Here is a 21,603-nt window from a genome sequence, read left to right as displayed (position 1 = left end):
CCGATCACTTGCCCCGGACGGGCCAGCACTGCGGATCCCCCTTGCACCAGATGGTCCTGGTGACCGTCACGGTGACGGTGGCCCCGGGCTGCTGCCCGTTGCCATGGGTGGGGTTGTTGATGATGGGTGACGGGGTCGCGTTGCAGTTGCCGAGCCCCGTCACGTGGAACCACACCTTGCCGCCCACCTTGGCGGTGAGGTCGCCTCGTACGCAGGCGCCGTCCACGGCGCGGGTGACCTTGCCGGTGACGGTGATCTCCCGTCCGTCCTTGGTCTGTCCCTGGCAGTCGACGTTGGCGACGGTGGTCTCGCTCGCCGACGGCGTCGACTTGCCGGGCGTATAGGCCTTGTCGTTGTTCCCGTAGTTGGCGGTGCAGCTGAGCCACTGCACGTCGACGTGCTGGTTCTCCAGCTCCTTGGTCGCGGTCTGGTCGGTCGTGTACGCCACGGAAGCGGAACTCAACCCTCCCGGATCACACGCCACGACCCCCCCGACGGCCACCACCGCAAGCACCGCCACGGCCGCGACCCGCTGTCCCCGCGGCCGGCGCCAAACCCGCCTCAATGCCCCCATGGACGGCAGCCTGCCACCGTGTGCGGTTCGGCGGTAGAGCGCATACGGTCACGAAAGCGCCGCGCCGCCGCCGTCAGCCGCGCAGCAGCAGCCACTCCTGCAGTTCCACCAAGTTCCCCTCCGGGTCCTTGAGATGGGCCACGCGCATACGGTCGGTCATGGGGGCCGGGCCGTGCAGGAGGACGGCGCCCCGGGTGGCGATCTGCTCGCAGTAGGCATCGAGGTCGTCGACGCGCAGAACCACCAGGGAGCGATGGCCCGTCGCCGTGTCGCCCAGCTCGCCCAGTACCTCGGCCATCATCGAACGGTCCTGGAGAGCGATCCCCGCCGAGCCGGTGGCCGGGCTGAACTTCTCGTACGGCCCCTCGGCCGCGCCCGACTGCGGCTTGAGGCCGAGGACCTCGGCGTAGAACCGGTAGCAGGCGGCGAAGTCGGTGACGAGGAGCCGGACTTGGGCGAGTTCCATGGTGTCCCCCGTGATCGGTTCAGGACCAGCGGCCGGTGCGGCCCAGGAGCAGGGCGGTCGCCGCGGTGCCCGCAGTCGATGTACGCAGCACGCTACGCCCGAGCCGGTACGCCTTCGCACCCGCCTCCTCGAAGAGCGCCAACTCCTGCTCGGAGACGCCCCCTTCGGGGCCGACGACCAGCACGATCTCGCCCGCGGAGGGGAGTTCGGCGGTCGCCAGCGGCCCGCTGCCGTAGTCGCGGTCCTCGTGCAGTACGGCGGCGAAGTCGGCATTGGCGAGAAGTGCGGCAACCTGCTTGGTCGTTGCCGCGTCCGCGACCTCCGGGAAGCGCAGCCGACGGGACTGCTTGCCGGCCTCGCGGGCGGTGGCACGCCACTTGGCGAGGGCCTTCAGGCCCCGATCGCCCTTCCACTGGGTGATGCAGCGGGCGGCCGACCACGGCACGATCGCGTCGACCCCGGTCTCCGTCATCGTCTCGACGGCCAACTCGCCCCGGTCGCCCTTGGGGAGGGCCTGGACGACGGTGATACGGGGGCTGGGCTCGGGTTCGACCGGGAACTCAAAGGGCTCGACGAACAGCCGGTCCTTGCCCTCGGTCCGGACGACCACTCCGGCGGCCCCGCGGCCCAGACCGTCCGTCAGCACCACGTCCTCGCCGGGCTGCAGTCGCCGTACGGACACCGCGTGCCGCCCCTCGGGGCCGTCCAGCTCGACGACCGACCCCGGCCCCACGCCCTCCAGGGAGTCGACGACGAACACCGGCGCGGTCATCGGAGGTCCCCCTTGCCCGACAACGCTGTCTTGGCAAGGTCGAGTTCGGCGGCGAGGACCTCCACCAGCTGCCCGGCCGGGAGCTCGCGCGCCATGCGGTGGCCCTGGCCCGCCCAGAGCGCCATGCCTTGTGCGTCGCCGGATGCGGCGGCCTTCTTGCGCAGGGGCGAGGTGAGGTGGTGGACCTCCGGGTAGGCGGCGGGGGCGTACGGGCCGTGCTCGCGCAGGAAGCGGTTGACCAGGCCGCGGGCCGGGCGCCCGGAGAACGCGCGGGTCAACTCCGTACGAACGAACAGCGGGTTGGTGAGCGCCTGCTTGTGGACGGCGTTCGCGCCGGACTCCGGTGTGGCGAGGAAGGCCGTGCCGAGCTGGGCCGCGCTCGCGCCCGCCGCCAGCGCCGCGGCGATCTGGCCGCCGCGCATGATGCCGCCGGCGGCGACGATGGGGATGCTCACGGTCTCGCGGACCTGGGCGATGAGCGAGAGGAGTCCGATGCCGGTGCCGTCCGTCTCCGGGTTGTCCCGGTGCGTGCCCTGGTGGCCGCCGGCCTCCACGCCCTGCGCGATCACGGCGTCGGCGCCGGCCCGCTCCACGGCGAGGGCCTCCTCCGCGGTGGTCGCGGTGACCAGCGTGAAGGTGCCGGCCCGGCGGAGGGATTCGAGGATCTCGCGGCTCGGGACACCGAAGTGGAAGGAGACCACCGGCACGGGGTTGTCGAGCAGTACGGCGAGCTTGGAGTCGTAGGCGTCGTCACGGCCGCTGTCCGGATCGCCGAGCTCGGTGTCGTACCAGGTGGCCTCACCGGCCAGCTGGTGGGCGTAGATCTCGACGGCGCCCCGGTCCCCGTACTCCGGCTGCGGCATGAAGAGGTTCACGCCGAAGGGCCGGCTCGTGATGCCCCTGAGCTGCTTGATCTCCTGATACATCCCGTCGGCCGTCTTGTACCCGGCGGCAAGGAACCCGAGCCCGCCGGCCTCGCACACGGCGGCGGCCAGATGCGGCACGGAGACACCGCCCGCCATGGGGGCCTGCACGATCGGATGAGGGAAGAGATCGGTCAGCGCGGAGGACATGACGGCATGTTGTCACGTCCTCCGAACAAGTCCGAATCGGGCCACTGCTATGGCGATGGGGCGACATATTCAGCCCGTCCGGCGTTTGAGGACAAGGCCCCTCAAGGGCCGACCGGGGGTCTGGGGGCGGAGCCCCCAGCACCATCCAGCACCACCTCAGCGCCCGTTGAACGCATCCTTCAACCGCGAGAACAACCCTTGCTGCCCCGGCTGGAACTGCCCCGTGGGCCGCTCCTCACCCCGCAGCTTCGCCAGCTCCCGCAGCAACCGCTCCTGCTCAGGGTCCAGCTTCGTCGGGGTCATGACCTCGACGTGGACGATGAGGTCGCCGCGCCCGCCGCCGCGCAGATGCGTGACGCCCCGGCCGTGCAGCGGGATCGACTGGCCGGACTGGGTGCCGGGCCGGATGTCGACCTCTTCCATGCCGTCCAGTGTCTCCAGCGGCACCTTGGTGCCGAGGGACGCGGCCGTCATCGGGATGGTGACCGTGCAGTGCAGGTCGTCGCCGCGCCGCTGGAAGGTGGAGTGCGGCAGCTCGTGGATCTCGACGTACAGGTCACCGGCCGGACCGCCACCGGGACCGACCTCGCCCTCGCCCGCGAGCTGGATGCGCGTGCCGTTGTCCACACCGGCCGGGATCTTGACCGTGAGAGTACGGCGGGACCGTACGCGGCCGTCACCGGCGCACTCCGGGCACGGCGTCGGAACGACCGTGCCGAAGCCCTGGCACTGCGGGCAGGGACGCGAGGTCATGACCTGGCCCAGGAAGGACCGCGTCACCTGCGACACCTCACCGCGACCGCGGCACATGTCACACGTCTGGGCGGAGGTCCCCGGCGCCGCGCCTTCCCCGTTACAGGTGGAGCAGACGATCGCCGTGTCGACCTGGATGTCCTTCGTCGTACCGAAGGCCGCCTCGTCGAGCTCGATCTCCAGCCGGATCATCGCGTCCTGGCCCCGGCGCGTACGCGAACGCGGCCCGCGCTGCGACGCCGTACCGAAGAACGCGTCCATGATGTCCGAGAAGTTCCCGAAGCCACCCGCGCCGAAGCCGCCCGCGCCCGCGCCGCCCGCCTGCGAGAGGGGGTCGCCGCCGAGGTCGTAGACCTGCTTCTTCTGCGGGTCCGACAGCACCTCGTAAGCGGCGTTGATCTCCTTGAACCGCTCCTGGGTCTTCGGATCCGGGTTGACGTCCGGGTGCAGCTCGCGCGCGAGCCGCCGGAAGGCCTTCTTGATCTCTTCCTGCGACGCGTCGCGGCGCACGCCGAGAACGGCGTAGTAGTCCGTGGCCACTTACGACTCCGCCAGGATCTGTCCGACGTACCTCGCCACTGCGCGTACCGCTCCCATCGTTCCCGGGTAATCCATGCGGGTCGGTCCGACCACGCCGAGCTTGGCTACTGCCTCGCCGCCCGAACCGTAGCCGACCGACACCACGGAAGTGGAGTTGAGTCCCTCATAGGCGTTCTCGTGCCCGATGCGCACCGTCATGCCCGAATCCCCCGCCTCGCCAAGCAACTTGAGGAGCACGACCTGCTCCTCCAGCGCCTCCAGGACGGGGCGGATGGTGAGGGGGAAGTCATGTCCGAAGCGGGTCAGATTGGCGGTGCCGCCGATCATCAGCCGCTCCTCGTTCTCCTCGACCAGTGTCTCCAGAAGAGTGGAGAGCACTGTCGAGACCGTACCCCGGTCCTCGACGTCGAAGCCTTCGGGCAGGTCTTCCACGAGCCGGGGGACGTCCGTGAAGCGGCGCCCCGCGACCCGGCTGTTGAGCCGCGCCCGCAGATCCGCGAGGGAGGCCTCGCCGAACGGCGCCGGGCAGTCGACCATGCGCTGCTCGACCCGGCCGGTGTCGGTGATCAGCACGAGCATCACGCGCGCGGGGGCGAGCGAGAGCAGCTCCACATGCCGGACCGTCGAGCGGGTCAGCGACGGGTACTGGACGACCGCCACCTGCCGCGTGAGCTGGGCGAGCAGCCGAACCGTCCGCGCCACCACATCGTCGAGATCGACGGCGCCGTCGAGGAAGTTCTGGATCGCACGCCGCTCGGGCGCGGACATCGGCTTGACACCCGCGAGCTTGTCGACGAACAGGCGATAACCCTTGTCCGTGGGGATCCGTCCGGCGCTGGTGTGCGGCTGGGCGATGAACCCCTCGTCCTCCAGGGCCGCCATGTCGTTGCGGACCGTCGCCGGGGACACCCCGAGGTTGTGCCGCTCGGTCAGGGCCTTCGACCCCACCGGCTCCTCGGTGCCGACATAGTCCTGGACGATGGCGCGCAGCACCTGAAGCCGTCGTTCACTAAGCATCGCGCACACCTCCAGAATGTCGTCCCCTAGGCACTTCGCCTGGCACTCTGTCAGTCCGAGTGCCAGCGTTCCCCGGCCCAGTGTACGGCGGTGGGGTACACCCGGGGCAAGGTCGGCCCCCTTGGACGTGGTCGTACGGCTAGCGTCGCGGTATGACGGTGACTTGGGAAGAGCTGGGGTGGGAGCGGCTGGCGGCCGGGGTCGGGAGGTGCCGGCTGCCCGGCTGGGACTGCACGGCGGGGCTGGTCGTCGGGGAGGGCACGGCGCTCTTGATCGACGCGGGATCGAGCCTGGCGGAGGGCGCGCGGTTGCGTACCGAGGCGCAGGAACTCGCCGGTCGCCATGTGACTCATCTCGCGCTCACGCATCCCCATTTCGACCATGTCTTCGGGGCGGCGGCGTTCGCGGGCGCGGAGGTGTACGGCGCGGTGGGCATGGACACGCTGTTCGACGCCCGGCACGCGCGCGAGGAGCTGCGGGCGGACGCGGTGACCAACGGGCTGGACGCGCGCGTGGCCGAGGAGGCGGTCGATGCCCTGGTCCCGCCCCGGCATCACGTCTCCGGCGAGTGGACGCTGGACCTGGGCGGCGGCAGACAGGTGCTGCTGGCGAACGTGGGCCCCGGCCACACGGCGCACGACCTCGTCGTCCTGGTCCCCGGCGCCCCGGAGGTCGTGTTCTGCGGCGATCTGGTGGAGGAGTCGGGCGAACCGCAGGCCGGGCCGGACGCCGTGGCCTCGCACTGGCCGGCCGCCCTCGACCGGCTCCTCGACCTGGGCGGCGAGGACGCACTGTACGTACCCGGTCACGGAGCGGTGGTGGATGCGGAGTTCGTGCGGGCGCAGCGTGAGGAGCTGGCGGCGCGTTTCGGCGTGTCGTAGCCGCTGACCGGCCGCTTCTCCTATCGTCACTCGAATGCGCCAGTACTCCGCCGATCTGACCCCGCCGTGGAAGAAGCCCAAGCCCGTGCCGGAGGTGCCGGCGGAGCCCGGTCTGGTGGTCGAGGAGCCCGGGACCGGTTTCTGCGGCGCGGTGATCCGCTGCGAGGCGGGCACGGTGACCCTGGAGGACCGCTTCGGCAAGCACCGGGTGTTTCCGATGGAGCCGCGGGGGTTCCTGCTGGAGGGGCGGGTGGTGACACTCGTACGCCCGACCGGCAATACGCCGGTACGTCCCACCCGTACGGCATCCGGCTCGGTGGCCGTCCCTGGCGCACGCGCGCGCGTGGCTCGCGCCGGGCGCATCTATGTCGAGGGGCGGCACGACGCGGAGCTGGTCGAGCGGGTGTGGGGCGACGACCTGCGGATCGAGGGCGTGGTCGTGGAGTACCTGGAGGGCGTGGACGACCTGCCGTCGATCGTGGCCGAATTCGCACCGGGGCCGGACGCCCGTCTCGGGGTCCTGGTGGACCACCTCGTCCCCGGCACGAAGGAGTGGCGGATCGCGGAGGCGGTGACGAGCGAGCACGCGCTGGTGGTAGGCCACCCGTACATCGACATCTGGGAGGCGGTGAAGCCGTCGTCGGTGGGGATCGCCGGCTGGCCGCGGGTGCCGCGCGGACAGGACTGGAAGACGGGGGTGTGCCGGGCGCTGGGGTGGCCGGAGAACACGGGGGCCGCCTGGCAGGGGATTCTGTCGCGGGTGCGGTCCTACAAGGATCTGGAGCCGGAACTGCTGGGGCGGGTGGAGGAGTTGATCGACTTCGTCACGGCTCCCGAGTGATCCGCGCGGCGGTGCGCTGCCGGTGGCCGGCGTGGTCCGGGTACCCGAGGTAGGAGCCGGGCTGCTCGATCCGCCCGAACCACAGCTCGGGTGCCCACCGCCGCAGCGCCTTCTCGTAGACGCCGAAGAAGTGCCGTACGTCGAAGCGGTAGCGCAGCCGGGGCAGACCGTCACGCAGAGGCGCCCGGTCGCGGACGAACTCCCAGAGCAGGGGGTCGTCGCGGTCGATGTCACCGCGGGGGCAGAGCTCCACCGTGTGGACGAGCCGTTTTCCCGCACGAGCCCAGTAGAGGCCGACCCCGGCCAGCGAGTCCCAGGGGATCAGCACGGCCTGCCTGCCCCGCAGGACCCAGAACCCGTTCGCGTCGAGGGCCGTGACCAGCCCGCGCCACCCCCACACCGAGCGCAGCATGAACACGGCCGCGAACACGCCGGGCAGAAGCCACAGCGCGCCAAGGCCGCCTCCCAAGAGCGCGGTCAGCAGGCCGCCGACGCCCAGGCCGCCGAAGAACACCACCCACGGCAGCACCCACAGCAGCCATCGCAACCCGTATCGCACCACAGTCGCGTCCGCGTCCGGCTCTGTGTCGGAGATCATGACCGGGGACTGTAGCCCGTACGTACGACGATCAGTCCACGAGGTCCCGCACCACCGCGTCCGCCAGCAGCCGCCCGCGCAGGGTGAGGACGGCACGCTCTTCTTCGTAGGGACCGGCCTCCAACAGCCCCTCCCCCAGCGCCCGCCGAGAAGCCGCCCGCCCCTCCTCCCGCAGCAAGGACAACGGCACCCCCTCCCGCAACCGCAGCTCCAGCAGAACCCGCTCCACCCGCCGGTCCTCCTCCGACAGGAGCTCCCGCCCGGCCCCCGGCGACCGCCCCGCCGCCAGCGCCGCCGCATACGCGCCCGGGTGCTTCACGTTCCACCAGCGGACGCCGCCCACGTGCGAGTGGGCCCCGGGCCCCGCGCCCCACCAGTCGGCGCCGCGCCAGTACAGCTCGTTGTGGAGGCAGCGGCCCGCCTCGGAGGTGGCCCAGTTCGAGACCTCGTACCAGTCGAAGCCCGCCGCCGACATCACCTCGTCCGCGATCAGATAGCGGTCGGCGTGGACGTCGTCGTCCGTCATCGGGACCTCGCCCCGGCGGATCCGGCGCGCCAGCTGCGTGCCCTCCTCGACGATCAGCGCGTACGCCGACACATGGTCCGGCCCGGCTCCGATCGCCGCCTCCAGCGAGGCCCGCCAGTCGTCGTCCGACTCCCCCGGCGTGCCGTAGATCAGGTCCAGGTTCACGTGCTCGAAGCCGGCCGCACGGGCCTCCGCCACGCAGGCCTCCGGCCGCCCCGGCGTATGAGTGCGGTCCAGCACGCGCAGCACATGCTGCTTCGCGCTCTGCATGCCGAAGGAGACGCGGTTGAAGCCGCCCTCGCGCAATGCGGACAGGTACGCGGGGTCCACCGACTCCGGATTCGCCTCCGTCGTCACCTCCGCGTCCGCCGCCAGGCCGAACTCGTCGCGGATCGCCCCCAGCATCCTTACGAGATCACCGGCGGCCAGCAGGGTCGGCGTACCGCCGCCCACGAAGACCGTGCGCACCTCGCGGGGGTCGTCGCCCAGCACCTTCCTGGCCAGGCGGATCTCGTCGATCAGGGTGTCCGCGTAGTTGTCGCGGGAGGCGAGGACGCCGCCCGTGCCGCGCAGCTCGGTGGCGGTGTAGGTGTTGAAGTCGCAGTAGCCGCAGCGGGTCGCGCAGTACGGGACGTGGAGATAGAAGCCGAGGGGGCGGTCGGCCGACCCGGCGAGTGCGGAGGCGGGGAGAGCGCCGTCGGCGGGGACCGGCTCGCCGTCGGGGAGTGCGGAAGGCATGCCTTCCATTGTCCCGTACCCGCGCGACTCCTCCGACTCCTCACTCCGCCTGCAGCACCAGCAGCGCCAGGTCGTCCTCCGGCGGTCGCCCGCCGAACTCGTGCACCAGCCTGCGGATGCGTTCCGCGATCAGCTGCGCGCTCAGGCCCGCGCAGCCGGCGAGGGCGGTCGAGAGGCCGTCGGCGTCGTCGAACATGCGGGAGCCGGAGCGGCGCTCCGTCACGCCGTCCGTGACGCACAGGAGGCTGTCGCCGGGGCGGAGTTCGAAGGTTTCGCTGGTGTACGTCTCGTCCTCGATGACGCCGAGGAGGGTCTGCGGGCGGGCGGCCGTGCGGACGGCGCCGTCGGGGCCGAGGAGCAGCGGGAGGGGGTGGCCGGCGGAGGCGAGGGTGCAGCGGATGCCGCCGTCGAAGGGGGTCAGCTCGCCGTAGAGGAGGGAGAGGAAGCGGGTCTGCGGGCCGTCGCCGGGGGCGGGCGGCCGTACCAGGGCCCGGGCGGCGGCGTCCGCGGCCTCCGTGGCGTCGTCCAGGAGGAGGCGGTTGAGGCGGTCGAGGACATCGGCGACGCGGTAGCCCTCGCGCGCGAGAAGGCGCAGCCAGGGACGGGCCAGGCCGATGAGCACGGCGGCCTCGGGGCCCTTGCCCTGGACGTCGCCGACGGCGAAGCACCAGCGGCCGTCGCCGGCCGGGAAGAGGTCGTAGAAGTCGCCGCTGGGGCCGCCCTTGTCGCACGGCTCGTAGACCAGCGCGCTGCGTACGCCCGGGATCTCGGCGACGCCGGCGGGCAGCAGTCCGCGTTGCAGGACCTGGCTGATGGTGGCCTGGCGGGCGTACTGGCGGGCCGCTCCGATGGCGAGCGCCACCCGGCGGCTGAGGTCCTCGACGAGCCCGGTGACCTCGTCGGGGAAGCGCAGCAGCCCGGCGCGTCCGATGACGAGCGTGCCGAGCGGGCGGCCGCCCGCGATCAGGCGGTAGGCGAGCGCGGCGCCGTGCTCCTCGCGCACGTCGAGCGCCTCTCCGGGCCAGGGGTAGGAGACCGGGCCGGACCTCCCCCACTCCCGGCTCCTCGCCCACTCCCGGTTCCGGTCGGGCGGGGGGACCCCCATGGCCGGGGAGGCACCCGTCGTCTCGGGCAGGTGCGGCGGGTCCTTCTCCAGGGCCCGGCGCAGTTCCTCGATCCGGTTCTCGCTGCAGTGCCAGACGCGGGCGAGGCGGGGCCCGGCGCCCGCGGTGCCGTCGGCCCAGCCTCCGCCGCTCTCGAATGCGCCCGAGCGGGGGGACCCCCACCGCCCCATGACCTCGTCCTCCAGCCACACCGCGCACCAGTCGGCGAGCCGCGGCACGATCAGCTGTCCGGCGAGCGCGGCGACCAGGTTCTCGTCGAGCTGCCCGGCGAGCAGATCGGAGGCCTCGGCGAGGAAGGACAGGGCGCCCCGGTGCAGCCAGTCCCGGTCGCGCTCGGCGCGCTGCGGGTCGGGGGCGAGTATCTCGGCGGCGCGCAGGCCGCGTTCCAGCGCGTGCCGGCCGGCGTGCCCCGGTGCAAGCACCGGCTCCACTGGAGCGGCTGACGCCGCGCCCCCTTTTGCGCCCGCGGCCGGCCGCCACTCGGCGGGCAGCCGCGCCCACACCGTCTTGGTGCCCCTGCGGAAGGTGACGCCCCAGGATTCGGCGAGCGTGGAGACGAGGCGCAGTCCTCGGCCGTACTCCGATGTCCCGTACGGCACTTCGGCCGTCTCGTACGGTGCTTCGGCGTCCGAGTCGCGGGGCGCCCGGGAGGGATGGTGGTCGGAGACCTCCACCACGAGCGCGCCGGCCGCCTCCTCCATACGGCACTCGACCTCGACTTCGGTGCCCGCGTGCACCACGGCGTTGGTGACGAGTTCGCTGACGACCAGCACGGCGTCGTCGGCGAGCCGGTCGGTGAGGTGTTCGGCGCCGGGGAGGCGGGCCTCGGCCCAGTCGGCGAGCGCGGTGCGTACGAGTGCGCGGGCGGCACCCGGCGCGAGGGGGCTCCCGGGCAGCGTCGTGTACGTCTGCGCACGCGGGTCCGCCGTCCCGTGCCCGGTCGCGTGCAGCTGTGCAGGCGTATCGCAGGCGCAGGAGGCGGTCTCCCGTTGCGTCGGAATGGCCCCCATGGACAGCTCCCCGAGCGGTTCGGACGAATTCGCCTCAGTCGATGCCGACAGAGTGACAGACTGGCCTCGCCCATAAGCGCCGAGTTACCGAAGTGGGCCGCCATGAGTGAGAACAGTGCTACGCGTGTGCTCGAAGACGGTCAAAAACCGGAACAAGTCCGAGCATCCGAGCTGCGCCCGCTGCTCGCAGCGATGACCGCCGCCCGGGACGGCGACTTCGCAAAAGTTCCGGAGACGGGCCACGGGCTGGTGGCCGAGCTGACGGCCCTCTTCAACCAGATCATGGACCGCAACACGCATTTCAACGGGGAAGTGCAGCGTGTGAAGCGGGAGTTGGTCCGGCACGGGCGGCTCGACGAGCGGGTCACCGCCAGCCCGGGGCAGGGCGCCTGGACCTCCCGGGTCAACGATGTGAACCAGCTGCTTGACGCCCTGGTGGCCCCGGCGGCGAACGCGACGCGGGTGCTCGACGCGGTGGCCGGCGGTGATCTGACCCAGCGGGTCGACCTGCACGACGGCAACCGGCAGCTGCGCGGTGATCTGCGGCGGCTGGGCCGGGCCGTGAACAAGATGGTCGACCAGCTGTCGCTGTTCACGGGCGAGGTGACCCGGGTCGCACGTGAGGTGGGCACCGAGGGGCGGCTCGGCGGGCGGGCCAAGGTGACTGGGCTCTCGGGCAGTTGGCGGGATGTGACCGAGGCCGTCAACACGATGGCGTCCCGGCTGACCGCCCAGGTGCGTGACATCGCCCTGGTGACGACGGCGGTGGCCCGCGGTGACCTGACCCGTACGGTCACGGTCGAGGCGACCGGTGAGCTGCTCGAACTGAAGCTGACCGTGAACACGATGGTGGACCAGCTGTCCGCCTTCGCCGACGAGGTCACCCGCGTCGCCCGCGAGGTCGGCACCGAGGGCCAGCTGGGCGGACGGGCCCAGGTGCGCGGTGTCAGCGGGGTCTGGAAGGACCTCACCGACAACGTCAACTTCATGGCCTCGAACCTGACTTCGCAGGTCCGCAACATCGCCCAGGTGACGACCGCCGTCGCCAACGGCGACCTGAGCCAGAAGATCACGGTCGACGCGCAGGGCGAGATCCTGGAGCTGAAGTCCACGATCAACACGATGGTGGACCAGCTGTCCGCCTTCGCCGACGAGGTCACCCGCGTCGCCCGCGAGGTCGGCACCGAGGGAAACCTCGGCGGCCGGGCGCAGGTGCGGGGCGTCAGCGGCGTCTGGAAAGACCTCACCGACAACGTCAACTTCATGGCGGACAACCTGACTTCGCAGGTCCGCAACATCGCCCTCGTCTCGACCGCCGTGGCGCAGGGCGACCTCGGCAAGAAGATCACGGTCGAGGCGAAGGGCGAGATCCTGGAGCTGAAGTCCACGATCAACACGATGGTGGACCAGCTGTCCGCCTTCGCCGACGAGGTCACCCGCGTCGCCCGCGAGGTCGGCACCGAGGGAAACCTCGGCGGTCAGGCGCAGGTGCGGGGCGTCAGCGGCGTCTGGAAAGACCTCACCGACAACGTCAACTTCATGGCGCTGAACCTGACTTCGCAGGTCCGCAACATCGCCCAGGTGACGACCGCCGTCGCCAACGGCGACCTGTCGAAGAAGATCACCGTCGACGCGCGCGGCGAGATCCTGGAGCTGAAGGACACCGTCAACACGATGGTGGAGCAGCTCCGCGCCTTCGCCGACGAGGTCACGCGCGTGGCACGCGAGGTCGGCACCGACGGACGGCTGGGCGGCCGGGCCCAGGTGCTGGGTGTGTCCGGGGTGTGGCGGGACCTGACCGACAACGTCAACTACATGGCGGACAACCTCACTTCACAGGTGCGGAACATCGCCCAGGTGACGACGGCCGTCGCCAACGGCGACCTCTCCAAGAAGATCGACGTGGACGCGCGCGGCGAGATCCTGGAGCTGAAGACCGCCATCAACACCATGGTCGACACGCTCTCCTCCTTCTCCTCCGAGGTCACTCGAGTGGCCCGCGAGGTCGGCTCCGAGGGCCAACTCGGCGGCCAGGCAAGGGTCGAGGGCGTCTACGGCACCTGGAAACGCCTGACGACGAACGTGAACGAACTGGCATCGAACCTGACCACCCAGGTCCGCGCGATCGCCGAGGTCGCCTCCGCCGTGGCCCAGGGCGACATGTCCCGCTCGATCACCGTGGAGACCCAGGGCGAGGTCGCCGAGCTGAAGGACAACATCAACCTGATGGTGGCCAACCTCCGCGAGACCACCCGCGCGAAGGACTGGCTGGAATCGAACCTGGCCCGCCTCGCCGCCCTGATGCAGGGCCACCGCGACCTGATGGAGGTCGCCGACCTGCTGCTGCGCGAGCTGACCCCGCTGGTCAACGCCCAGTACGGCGCGTTCTTCCTGGCCGACCCGGACGAGGAGGGCGCCGCGCTGCGCACCACCGTGCCCACGAAGGGACTCGCGTTCATCGCCGGGTACGGCTCGGCCCAGGGCACCACCATCGAGACCGGCGGCCTCCCGGTGCACGGCCTGGTCCGGCAGGCGGCCCGCGAGAAGAAGCGGATCCTGGTCGAGGAGGCCCCGCCGGACTACATCAAGATCAACAGTGGGCTCGGCGAGGCGGCCCCCACCAGCGTCGTCATCATCCCGATCCTCTTCGAGGACAAGCTCCTCGGCGTGATCGAGCTGGCCTCCTTCTCCCGCTTCTCCGATGTCCACCTCGCCTTCTTCGACCAGTTCGTGAACACCATCGCCGTCGCGATCAACACGATCATCGCCAACTCGCGTACGGAGTCCCTGCTCGGCGAGTCCCAGCGCCTGGCCATGCAGCTCCAGGAGCGCTCCGACGAACTCCAGAAGCAGCAGGCGGAGTTGCAGCGCTCCAACGCCGAACTGGAGGAGAAGGCAGCCCTGCTCGCGACCAGCTCCCAGTACAAGTCGGAGTTCCTGGCGAACATGTCGCACGAGCTGCGCACCCCGCTGAACTCCCTGCTGATCCTGGCGAGGCTCCTCTCCGACAACCCGGACGGCCATCTCTCCGACCAGGAGGTGCAGTTCGCCACGACCATCCACCGCTCGGGCTCCGACCTGCTCCAGCTGATCAACGACATCCTCGACCTCTCCAAGATCGAGGCCGGCCGGATGGACGTACGCCCGAAGAAGCTGCCGCTCATCAAACTGCTCGACTACGTCCACGCCACCTTCCGCCCGCTCACCCTCGACCGGGGCCTCGCCTTCGAGGTGTCGGTCGGCGAGGACGTGCCGCGCGAGATGTACTCGGACGAGCAGCGACTGCAGCAGATCCTGCGCAACCTCCTCTCCAACGCGATCAAGTTCACCGCGACGGGCCGGGTGGAGCTGCGCGTGAACCGGATCAAGGACGCCGAGCCCCTGGGCGTCCGCGACAGCGACGACGTGATCGCCTTCGCCGTCTCGGACACCGGCATCGGCATCGCGGCCGAGAAACTCCCGGTGATCTTCGAGGCGTTCCAGCAGGCCGACGGCACCACCAACCGCAAGTACGGCGGCACGGGTCTCGGCCTGTCCATCAGCCGGGAGATCGCGGGCCTGCTCGGCGGCCGTATCGTCGCCACCAGCGAGCCCGGCAAGGGGTCCACCTTCACGCTGTACGTCCCCGTCGTCAGCCCCGGGCACCCGGCGACCGAACCGGCCCCCGAGGAGCGGGCCCTGCCGGTGCCGGAGCAGCTGTCCACCGAACCGTTCACCGCCGCGCACGACGTGGACGACTCCTGGCCGGCCCCCACCAAACTGGAGGCGTGGAAAGTCGGCCGGCCCGGTCAGGTCCTGCCCGGACGCAGGGTGTTGATCGTCGACGACGACATCCGCAACGTCTTCGCCCTCACCCATGTCCTCGGCCGCGTCGGCATGCCGGTCCTGTACGCGGAGAACGGCCGCGAGGGCATCGAGACACTGGAGCGCAACCCTGACGTCGAACTCGTCCTGATGGACATCATGATGCCGGAGATGGACGGCTACGAGACCATCGCCGCCATCCGCCGCACCCCCCGCTGGACCGGTCTGCCGATCGTCGCCCTGACCGCGAAGGCGATGCCCGGAGACCGCGAGAAATCCATCGGGCGCGGTGCGAACGACTACGTACCGAAGCCGGTGGATGTCGACCAGCTCCTGACGGTCGTCTGCGCGCTCCTGGATCCTGAGAGCCCGGACGGGACCACCGACACCGCTGCCCCGGAGCCGGGCACGACCGAAGAAGCGGCGGCCGGGCCGAACACCGAATGAGGCACACTCACCATGAGCGCTGAGGCAACGAGCAACGAGCGCGCCAGCATCCTCCTCGTGGACGACATGGAGGACAACCTGATCGCGCTGGAGGCCGTCCTGGGGTCCCTCAACGAGCCGCTGGTACGCGCACGTTCGGGCGAGGAGGCGATGAAGGCGCTGCTGCGCCGGCACTTCGCCCTCGTCCTGCTCGACGTCCGCATGCCCGGCATGGATGGATTCGAGACTGCCGCGAACATCAAACGGCTCGACCAGACCAAGGACGTCCCGATCATCTTCCTGACCGGCGCGGAGGACGACTCCGGCTATGCGTTCCGCGGCTACGCCACAGGAGCCGCGGACTACCTGACCAAGCCCTTCGACCCCTGGGTCCTACGGGCAAAGGTCACGGTCTTCCTGGACCTGCACCGCAAGAACCTGCAGCTGGAAAGACTGCTGGCACAGGAACAGGCGGAGTACGGCGAGGTGGGCAGCAGGCTGACCGAACTGGAAAGGCAGCTGGACACCGAGGAGCCCCCGGACCTGGCAGCACTGCGTGTGCAGGTCCGGGAGCTACGGCAACTTGTAGCCAGAGGCCGCGGCTTTTAGCTTTTGGCTTTTAGGGGCGCGGGGAACTGCGCGATCAACCACGACGAACCGTCAGCCGCGAAACAACCCGCGCCACCCCCTACGCTTCGCGCGCCCCCGCGTACATCTCATCAATGAGGTGCTTGTACTCCCGCTCAACAACCGGCCGCTTCAGCTTCAGGCTGGGCGTGATCTCCCCGTGCTCCACGTCGAGGTCACGCGGCAACAGCCGGAACTTCTTCACCGTCTGCCACCGCTGAAGCCCTTCGTTGAGCTCCTTGACGTACCCCTCGATCAGGGCAACGGTGGCCGGCGCGGCCACGACGTCGGCGTACGACTTGCCCTCCAGCCCGTTCTCCTTGGCCCAGTCGAGGATGGACGGCTCGTCCAGAGCAATCAGCGCCGTGCAGAAGTTCCGGTCGGCCCCGTGCACCAGGATGTTGGACACGTACGGGCACACCGCCTTGAACTGTCCCTCGACCTCGGCAGGCGCGATGTACTTGCCGCCGGACGTCTTGATGAGGTCCTTCTTGCGGTCGGTGATGCGCAGATAGCCGTCCGGGGACAGCTCACCGATGTCACCGGTGTGGAACCAGCCGTCCGACTCCAGCACCTCGGCGGTCTTCTCGGGCAGCCCGTGGTAGCCCTCCATGATGCCGGGGCTGCGCAGCAGGATCTCGCCGTCGTCCGCGATACGCACCTCGGTGCCGGGCAGCGGCTTGCCGACCGTACCGGTGCGGTAGGCCTCGCCGGGGTTCACGAACGAGGCGGCGGAGGACTCGGTCAGGCCGTAGCCCTCCAGGATGTGGATGCCCGCGCCGGCGAAGAAATAGCCGATCTCGGGCGCGAGCGCGGCCGACCCGGAGACACACGCCCGCAGGTTCCCGCCGAACGCCTCGCGGATCTTGGCGAAGACCAGCGCGTCGGCGGCCTTGTGCTTGGCACCGAGCGAGAACGGGACGGACGCCGTGCCGGTGCGCCGGAAGTTGTCCTGCGCGACCTTGGCGTACTCGCGGGCGATCTCGGCGGCCCACTGGAAGATCTTGTACTTGGCGCCGCCGCCGGCCTTCGCCTTGGCCGCGACCCCGTTGTAGACCTTCTCGAAGATGCGCGGGACGGCCGCCATGTACGTCGGCTGCACGACCGGCAGATTCTCGATGATCTTGTCCACACGGCCGTCGACGGCGGTGACGTGCCCGACCTCGATCTGGCCCGAGGTGAGCACCTTGCCGAAGACATGCGCGAGCGGCAGCCACAGGTACTGCACGTCCTCGGAGCTGATCAGACCGGTCGCGGCGATCGACTTCGCCATGTACGACCAGTTGTCGTGCGGCAGGCGCACACCCTTGGGGCGGCCGGTGGTGCCAGAGGTGTAGATCAGGGTCGCGAGCTGATCGGACGTGATCGCACCGATCCGCTCCCTGATCAGGTCGGGATCCTTCTCCAGCCGGGCTGCGCCACGGGCCTCCAGCTCGGTGAGGGTGAGGACCCAGTCGCTGGTCTCGACGCCGGCCGGGTCGATCACGACGACATGCGTGAGGTCGGGCAGCTCGGCCTTCTTCTCGACCGCCTTGGCGAGCTGGGCCGCGTCCTCCGCGATCAGCACCCGGCTCTCGGAGTCGGAGAGGATGAACGCCGACTCGTCGGCGTTGGTCTGCGGGTAGACCGTGGTCGTGGCCGCTCCGGCACACAGGATGCCGAGGTCGGCGAGGATCCACTCGACCCGGGTGGAGGCGGCGAGCGCAACGCGCTGCTCGGGCTGCACGCCGAGTTCGATCAGACCGGCCGCGATCGCGTAGACCCGCTCTGCGGCCTGCCCCCAGCTCAGCGATTTCCAGTCGTCGGGGCCCGCACCGGAGGCGGGGGCCACCGGATACCGGTAGGCCTCGGCGTCCGGTGTGGCCGCAACGCGCTCCAGGAAGAGGTTCGCCACGCTCGGCGGACGGTTCTCGATCAGGGTTTGTGTGTCGCTCACGACATCCTCCGGGGCCCGCGGCAGTGCGGCTGGCTCAAGTGCGGCGGTATTGACTGCGGCTGTATCGACTCGCGCGCTGTTGTTTAACTCGCGAGTAACTATCGAGCAGAGATCAGGGTAGAGCCCGACCGGCCGGTTCGTAAGGGGCGGCGGCCTGTCACTTCCTACAGAGAGCGACACTACGCACGCGTAGGGGCCCGACGCACTTTCGTACGGCGAGCCCCTGTTGTGTCCGGATTGGTTCCGTAACCCGTTGTTACCCGCGGTTACTTCTTGCCCTTGCCCGACCCCGCGCTGTCATCACTGGAGAGCACGGCGATGAAGGCCTCCTGTGGAACCTCCACGGAACCCACCATCTTCATCCGCTTCTTGCCCTCCTTCTGCTTCTCGAGGAGCTTGCGCTTACGGGAGATGTCGCCGCCGTAGCACTTGGCGAGGACGTCCTTGCGGATGGCGCGGATGGTCTCGCGGGCGATCACCCGGGAGCCGATGGCGGCCTGGATCGGCACCTCGAAGGCCTGCCGCGGGATGAGCTCGCGCAGCTTGGCCACGAGCCGCACACCGTAAGCGTAGGCAGCGTCCTTGTGGGTGATCGCCGAGAAGGCGTCGACCTTGTCGCCGTGCAGCAGGATGTCGACCTTGACCAGGCTGGAGGTCTGCTCGCCGGTGGGCTCGTAGTCCAGCGACGCATAGCCGCGCGTCTTCGACTTCAGCTGGTCGAAGAAGTCGAAGACGATCTCCGCCAGGGGCAGCGTGTAGCGGATCTCGACGCGGTCCTCGGAGAGGTAGTCCATGCCGAGGAGGGTGCCGCGGCGGGTCTGGCACAGCTCCATGATCGACCCGATGAACTCGCTCGGGGCGAGGATCGTGGCGCGTACGACGGGCTCGTACACGTCGTTGATCTTGCCCTCGGGGAACTCGCTGGGGTTGGTGACCGTGTGCTCGGCCCCGTCCTCCATGATCACGCGGTAGACCACGTTGGGCGCGGTCGCGATCAGGTCGAGCCCGAACTCGCGCTCCAGCCGCTCACGGATGACGTCGAGATGGAGGAGCCCCAGGAAACCGACGCGGAAACCGAAGCCCAGGGCGGCGGAGGTCTCCGGCTCGTAGACGAGCGCGGCATCGTTGAGCTGGAGCTTGTCGAGGGCGTCACGCAGCTCGGGGTAGTCGGACCCGTCCAGCGGATACAGCCCGGAGAAGACCATCGGCTTCGGGTCCTTGTATCCCCCGAGGGCCTCGGTCGCGCCCTTGGCCAGGCTGGTGATGGTGTCACCGACCTTGGACTGGCGGACGTCCTTCACGCCGGTGATGAGGTAACCGACCTCACCGACACCGAGCCCGTCCGCACCGAGCATCTCGGGCGAGTTGGTCCCGATCTCCAGCAGCTCGTGCGTGGCACCGGTGGACATCATCCGGATCCGCTCACGTTTGTTGAGCTGTCCGTCGACGACTCGTACATACGTCACGACGCCGCGATAGGAGTCGTAGACGGAGTCGAAGATCATGGCGCGGGCGGGGGCGTCCTTCACTCCGACCGGCGCGGGGATCTCCTTGACCACCTTGTCGAGCAGTGCGTCGACGCCGAGGCCGGTCTTGGCGGAGACCCTGAGCACGTCGTCGGGGTCGCAGCCGACCAGGTTGGCGAGCTCCTCGGCGAACTTCTCGGGCTGCGCGGCCGGCAGGTCGATCTTGTTCAGTACGGGGATGATCGTGAGGTCGTTCTCCATCGCCAGGTAGAGGTTGGCGAGGGTCTGGGCCTCGATGCCCTGGGCGGCGTCGACGAGGAGGACGGTGCCCTCACAGGCGGCCAGCGACCGCGAGACCTCGTAGGTGAAGTCGACGTGCCCCGGGGTGTCGATCATGTTGAGGATGTGCGTGTTGCCGGGCTCGTGAGTCGGAGCCCAGGGCAGGCGCACCGCCTGGGACTTGATCGTGATGCCGCGCTCGCGCTCGATGTCCATCCGGTCGAGGTACTGAGCACGCATCTGCCGCTGGTCGACCACGCCGGTCAGCTGGAGCATGCGGTCGGCGAGCGTGGACTTGCCGTGGTCGATGTGCGCGATGATGCAGAAATTGCGGATCTGAGCCGGGTCGGTACGGCTCGGCTCGGGCACATTGTTAGGGGTCGCGGGCACGCAGGGTCCTGTCTCTTGAGGCGCCTTGTGCCTCGGGTCGGATCGATACGTAGGTTCCATGGTCCCACGGGTGGCGACCTGGGACCGTTTTGGGCCGTCGGGAGGGCCACTGGTACTCTGGGTGGCTGTGTCTCATGCCCTCTCAGCAAGAGGCACAACTCCCAAGAAATCACCTGGTACGGGACCCGGTAACTCCTGCACGGAGTGCTCCTGGCCCTGTGCCTGAACCTGAAAAGGCTCAATCAGTGGCGAACATCAAGTCCCAGATCAAGCGGATCAAGACCAACGAGAAGGCCCGGCTGCGCAACAAGGCCGTCAAGTCCTCCCTGAAGACCGCCATCCGCAAGGCCCGCGAGGCCGCTGCCGCGGGTGACGTCGAGAAGGCCACCGAGTACCAGCGCGCTGCCGCGCGTCAGCTCGACAAGGCCGTCTCGAAGGGCGTCATCCACAAGAACCAGGCCGCCAACAAGAAGTCGGCGCTTGCTTCCAAGGTCGCCGGCCTCAACGGCTGAACCTCTTACTGATCTGACCGGTCCCACGGGACCGAACCGCCGGAAGGACCCAGAGCGGGCCCTCTCTCATCCGCTCCCGACCGGCACCCGAGGATCCGCGCGCGGCCTGCGTTCGCCACGCGGGCGCGGATCCGACAGCTTGAGCTGAAGGCCCCGGCCCCAGCCCTTCCCCAGGGCAGGTGCCGGGGCCTTCGGCAGTCTCGGACCGCCCCTACGCCCGCCCCCGAGACCGCGCGGCCCGGGCAATCGCCACAACTGCCTTCTCCAACGCATACTCGGGATCGTCCCCGCCCCCCTTCACCCCCGCGTCGGCCTCGGCGACCGCCTGCAAGGCCACCGCCACCCCGTCCGGCGTCCACCCCCGCATCTGCTGCCGCACCCGGTCGATCTTCCAGGGCGGCATGCCCAGCTCCCGCGCCAGATCGGCCGGCCGGCCCCCACGCGCGGACGACAGCTTCCCGATCGCCCGCACGCCCTGGGCCAGCGCACTGGTGATCATCACCGGTGCCACCCCGGTGGCCAGTGACCACCTGAGCGCCTCCAGGGCCTCGGCGGCCCGCCCTTCCACGGCCCGGTCGGCAACCGTGAAGCTCGACGCCTCGGCCCGCCCGGTGTAGTACCGCCCGACGACGGCCTCGTCGATGGTCCCTTCCACGTCGGCGACCAGCTGGGAGACGGCGGACGCCAGCTCCCGCAGATCACTCCCGATGGCGTCGACGAGCGCCTGACAGGCCTCGGGCGTGGCAGACCTCCCGACCGCCCTGAACTCCGCCCGCACAAAGGCCAGCCGATCCGCCGGCTTGGTCATCTTCGGACAGGCCACCTCCCGCGCCCCGACCTTGCGCGCGGCGTCGAGCAGCCCCTTGCCCTTGGCCCCGCCCGCATGCACCAGCACGAGGGTGATCTCCTCGGCGGGCGCCCCGAGATAGGACTTCACGTCCTTGACCGTGTCGGCCGAAAGATCCTGGGCATTGCGTACGACCACGACCTTGCGCTCCGCGAAGAGCGAGGGGCTGGTCAGCTCGGCGAGCGTGCCGGGCTGCAGTTGGTCCGGGGTCAGGTCACGTACGTCCGTGTCGGCGTCGGCGGCCCTGGCGGCGGCCACCACCTCCTGCACGGCACGGTCGAGCAGGAGGTCCTCCTGGCCCACGGCAAGCGTCACCGGGGCGAGAGGGTCGTCTTCAGCAGTCTTCCTGGCCATTGCGACAAGCATGTCATGGGGCACTGACAACGCGGCCTACACGGCCGCG

General features: G+C 70.0%; 17 protein-coding genes. 5 read left to right on the top strand and 12 right to left on the bottom strand.

Annotated features, from left to right (window positions below; genetic code table 11):
• Window positions 1-4: 4 nt before the first annotated feature.
• From P2Q00_RS24795 to hrcA, 6 genes are all read right to left on the bottom strand, one after another.
• The gene (locus P2Q00_RS24795; RefSeq protein WP_275774894.1) at window positions 5-574 is read right to left on the bottom strand and encodes a hypothetical protein; all 570 of its coding nucleotides are present in this window, start codon (window positions 572-574) and stop codon (window positions 5-7) included.
• A 73-nt stretch (window positions 575-647) separates the two neighbouring features.
• Window positions 648-1,040, bottom strand: a complete 393-nt coding sequence (locus P2Q00_RS24790) for a VOC family protein (protein ID WP_275774893.1) — start codon at window positions 1,038-1,040, stop codon at window positions 648-650.
• A 19-nt stretch (window positions 1,041-1,059) separates the two neighbouring features.
• Window positions 1,060-1,812 carry a 16S rRNA (uracil(1498)-N(3))-methyltransferase gene (locus P2Q00_RS24785; protein WP_275774892.1) on the bottom strand — a complete coding sequence of 251 codons (753 nt, stop codon included), beginning with the start codon at window positions 1,810-1,812 and terminating at the stop codon, window positions 1,060-1,062.
• On the bottom strand, window positions 1,809-2,885 hold the full coding sequence (locus P2Q00_RS24780; protein ID WP_275774891.1) for a nitronate monooxygenase: 1,077 nt from the start codon (window positions 2,883-2,885) through the stop codon (window positions 1,809-1,811). Before P2Q00_RS24780 ends, P2Q00_RS24785 begins: the two co-directional genes overlap by 4 nt.
• Before the next feature lie 156 nt (window positions 2,886-3,041).
• The gene (gene dnaJ, locus P2Q00_RS24775; protein ID WP_275774890.1) at window positions 3,042-4,178 is read right to left on the bottom strand and encodes a molecular chaperone DnaJ; all 1,137 of its coding nucleotides are present in this window, start codon (window positions 4,176-4,178) and stop codon (window positions 3,042-3,044) included.
• A complete protein-coding gene (gene hrcA / locus P2Q00_RS24770) occupies window positions 4,179-5,195 on the bottom strand; it encodes a heat-inducible transcriptional repressor HrcA (RefSeq protein ID WP_275774889.1) in 1,017 nt (338 codons plus the stop codon).
• A gap of 152 nt (window positions 5,196-5,347) precedes the next feature.
• Here hrcA and P2Q00_RS24765 point away from each other — a divergent pair, with 152 nt between their 5' ends.
• Entirely contained in the window at window positions 5,348-6,076 is a 729-nt protein-coding gene (locus tag P2Q00_RS24765; RefSeq protein ID WP_275774888.1) for an MBL fold metallo-hydrolase, read from the top strand.
• Window positions 6,077-6,110: 34 nt separating this feature from the next.
• A complete protein-coding gene (locus tag P2Q00_RS24760) occupies window positions 6,111-6,917 on the top strand; it encodes a DUF3097 domain-containing protein (RefSeq protein WP_275774887.1) in 807 nt (268 codons plus the stop codon).
• On the opposite strand, the gene P2Q00_RS24755 is transcribed toward P2Q00_RS24760, so the two are convergent.
• From P2Q00_RS24755 to P2Q00_RS24745, 3 genes are read right to left on the bottom strand one after another with little or no spacing between them, the layout of a single operon-like run.
• On the bottom strand, window positions 6,901-7,515 hold the full coding sequence (locus tag P2Q00_RS24755) for a hypothetical protein (RefSeq protein WP_275774886.1): 615 nt from the start codon (window positions 7,513-7,515) through the stop codon (window positions 6,901-6,903). The two genes, P2Q00_RS24760 and P2Q00_RS24755, sit on opposite strands and share 17 nt — an antisense overlap.
• Before the next feature lie 31 nt (window positions 7,516-7,546).
• Window positions 7,547-8,779 (bottom strand): radical SAM family heme chaperone HemW, encoded by a 1,233-nt coding sequence (hemW, locus tag P2Q00_RS24750; RefSeq protein WP_275774885.1) that lies wholly within the window; start codon window positions 8,777-8,779, stop codon window positions 7,547-7,549.
• Between the two features lie 40 nt (window positions 8,780-8,819).
• Window positions 8,820-10,913 (bottom strand): ATP-binding SpoIIE family protein phosphatase, encoded by a 2,094-nt coding sequence (locus P2Q00_RS24745; protein WP_275774884.1) that lies wholly within the window; start codon window positions 10,911-10,913, stop codon window positions 8,820-8,822.
• Window positions 10,914-11,015: 102 nt separating this feature from the next.
• Between P2Q00_RS24745 and P2Q00_RS24740 the strand changes: the two genes are divergently transcribed.
• Together P2Q00_RS24740 and P2Q00_RS24735 are read left to right on the top strand one after the other, a co-directional pair.
• The gene (locus P2Q00_RS24740; RefSeq protein WP_275774883.1) at window positions 11,016-15,164 is read left to right on the top strand and encodes a HAMP domain-containing protein; all 4,149 of its coding nucleotides are present in this window, start codon (window positions 11,016-11,018) and stop codon (window positions 15,162-15,164) included.
• 12 nt (window positions 15,165-15,176) lie between these two features.
• Window positions 15,177-15,752: a response regulator gene (locus P2Q00_RS24735; protein WP_275774882.1), complete on the top strand. Its 576-nt coding sequence runs from the start codon at window positions 15,177-15,179 to the stop codon at window positions 15,750-15,752.
• 79 nt (window positions 15,753-15,831) lie between these two features.
• On the opposite strand, the gene P2Q00_RS24730 is transcribed toward P2Q00_RS24735, so the two are convergent.
• Both P2Q00_RS24730 and lepA read right to left on the bottom strand, forming a co-directional pair.
• Window positions 15,832-17,706 carry an AMP-dependent synthetase/ligase gene (locus P2Q00_RS24730; RefSeq protein WP_275774881.1) on the bottom strand — a complete coding sequence of 625 codons (1,875 nt, stop codon included), beginning with the start codon at window positions 17,704-17,706 and terminating at the stop codon, window positions 15,832-15,834.
• Window positions 17,707-17,972: 266 nt separating this feature from the next.
• Window positions 17,973-19,841, bottom strand: coding sequence for a translation elongation factor 4 (gene lepA, locus P2Q00_RS24725; protein ID WP_275774879.1), 1,869 nt, complete (start codon window positions 19,839-19,841; stop codon window positions 17,973-17,975).
• Window positions 19,842-20,086: 245 nt separating this feature from the next.
• Here lepA and rpsT point away from each other — a divergent pair, with 245 nt between their 5' ends.
• The gene (rpsT, locus tag P2Q00_RS24720; RefSeq protein WP_059191727.1) at window positions 20,087-20,353 is read left to right on the top strand and encodes a 30S ribosomal protein S20; all 267 of its coding nucleotides are present in this window, start codon (window positions 20,087-20,089) and stop codon (window positions 20,351-20,353) included.
• A gap of 211 nt (window positions 20,354-20,564) precedes the next feature.
• Here rpsT and holA read toward each other — a convergent pair whose 3' ends face one another.
• The gene (gene holA / locus P2Q00_RS24715) at window positions 20,565-21,554 is read right to left on the bottom strand and encodes a DNA polymerase III subunit delta (RefSeq protein WP_275774877.1); all 990 of its coding nucleotides are present in this window, start codon (window positions 21,552-21,554) and stop codon (window positions 20,565-20,567) included.
• Window positions 21,555-21,603: the final 49 nt, after the last annotated feature.

The sequence above is a fragment of the Streptomyces coacervatus genome (assembly GCF_029223485.1).
GTDB lineage: Bacteria > Actinomycetota > Actinomycetes > Streptomycetales > Streptomycetaceae > Streptomyces > Streptomyces coacervatus.
The sequence above is the reverse complement of the archived record's forward strand: the minus strand, read 5'-3'. Positions and strand labels throughout refer to the sequence as shown.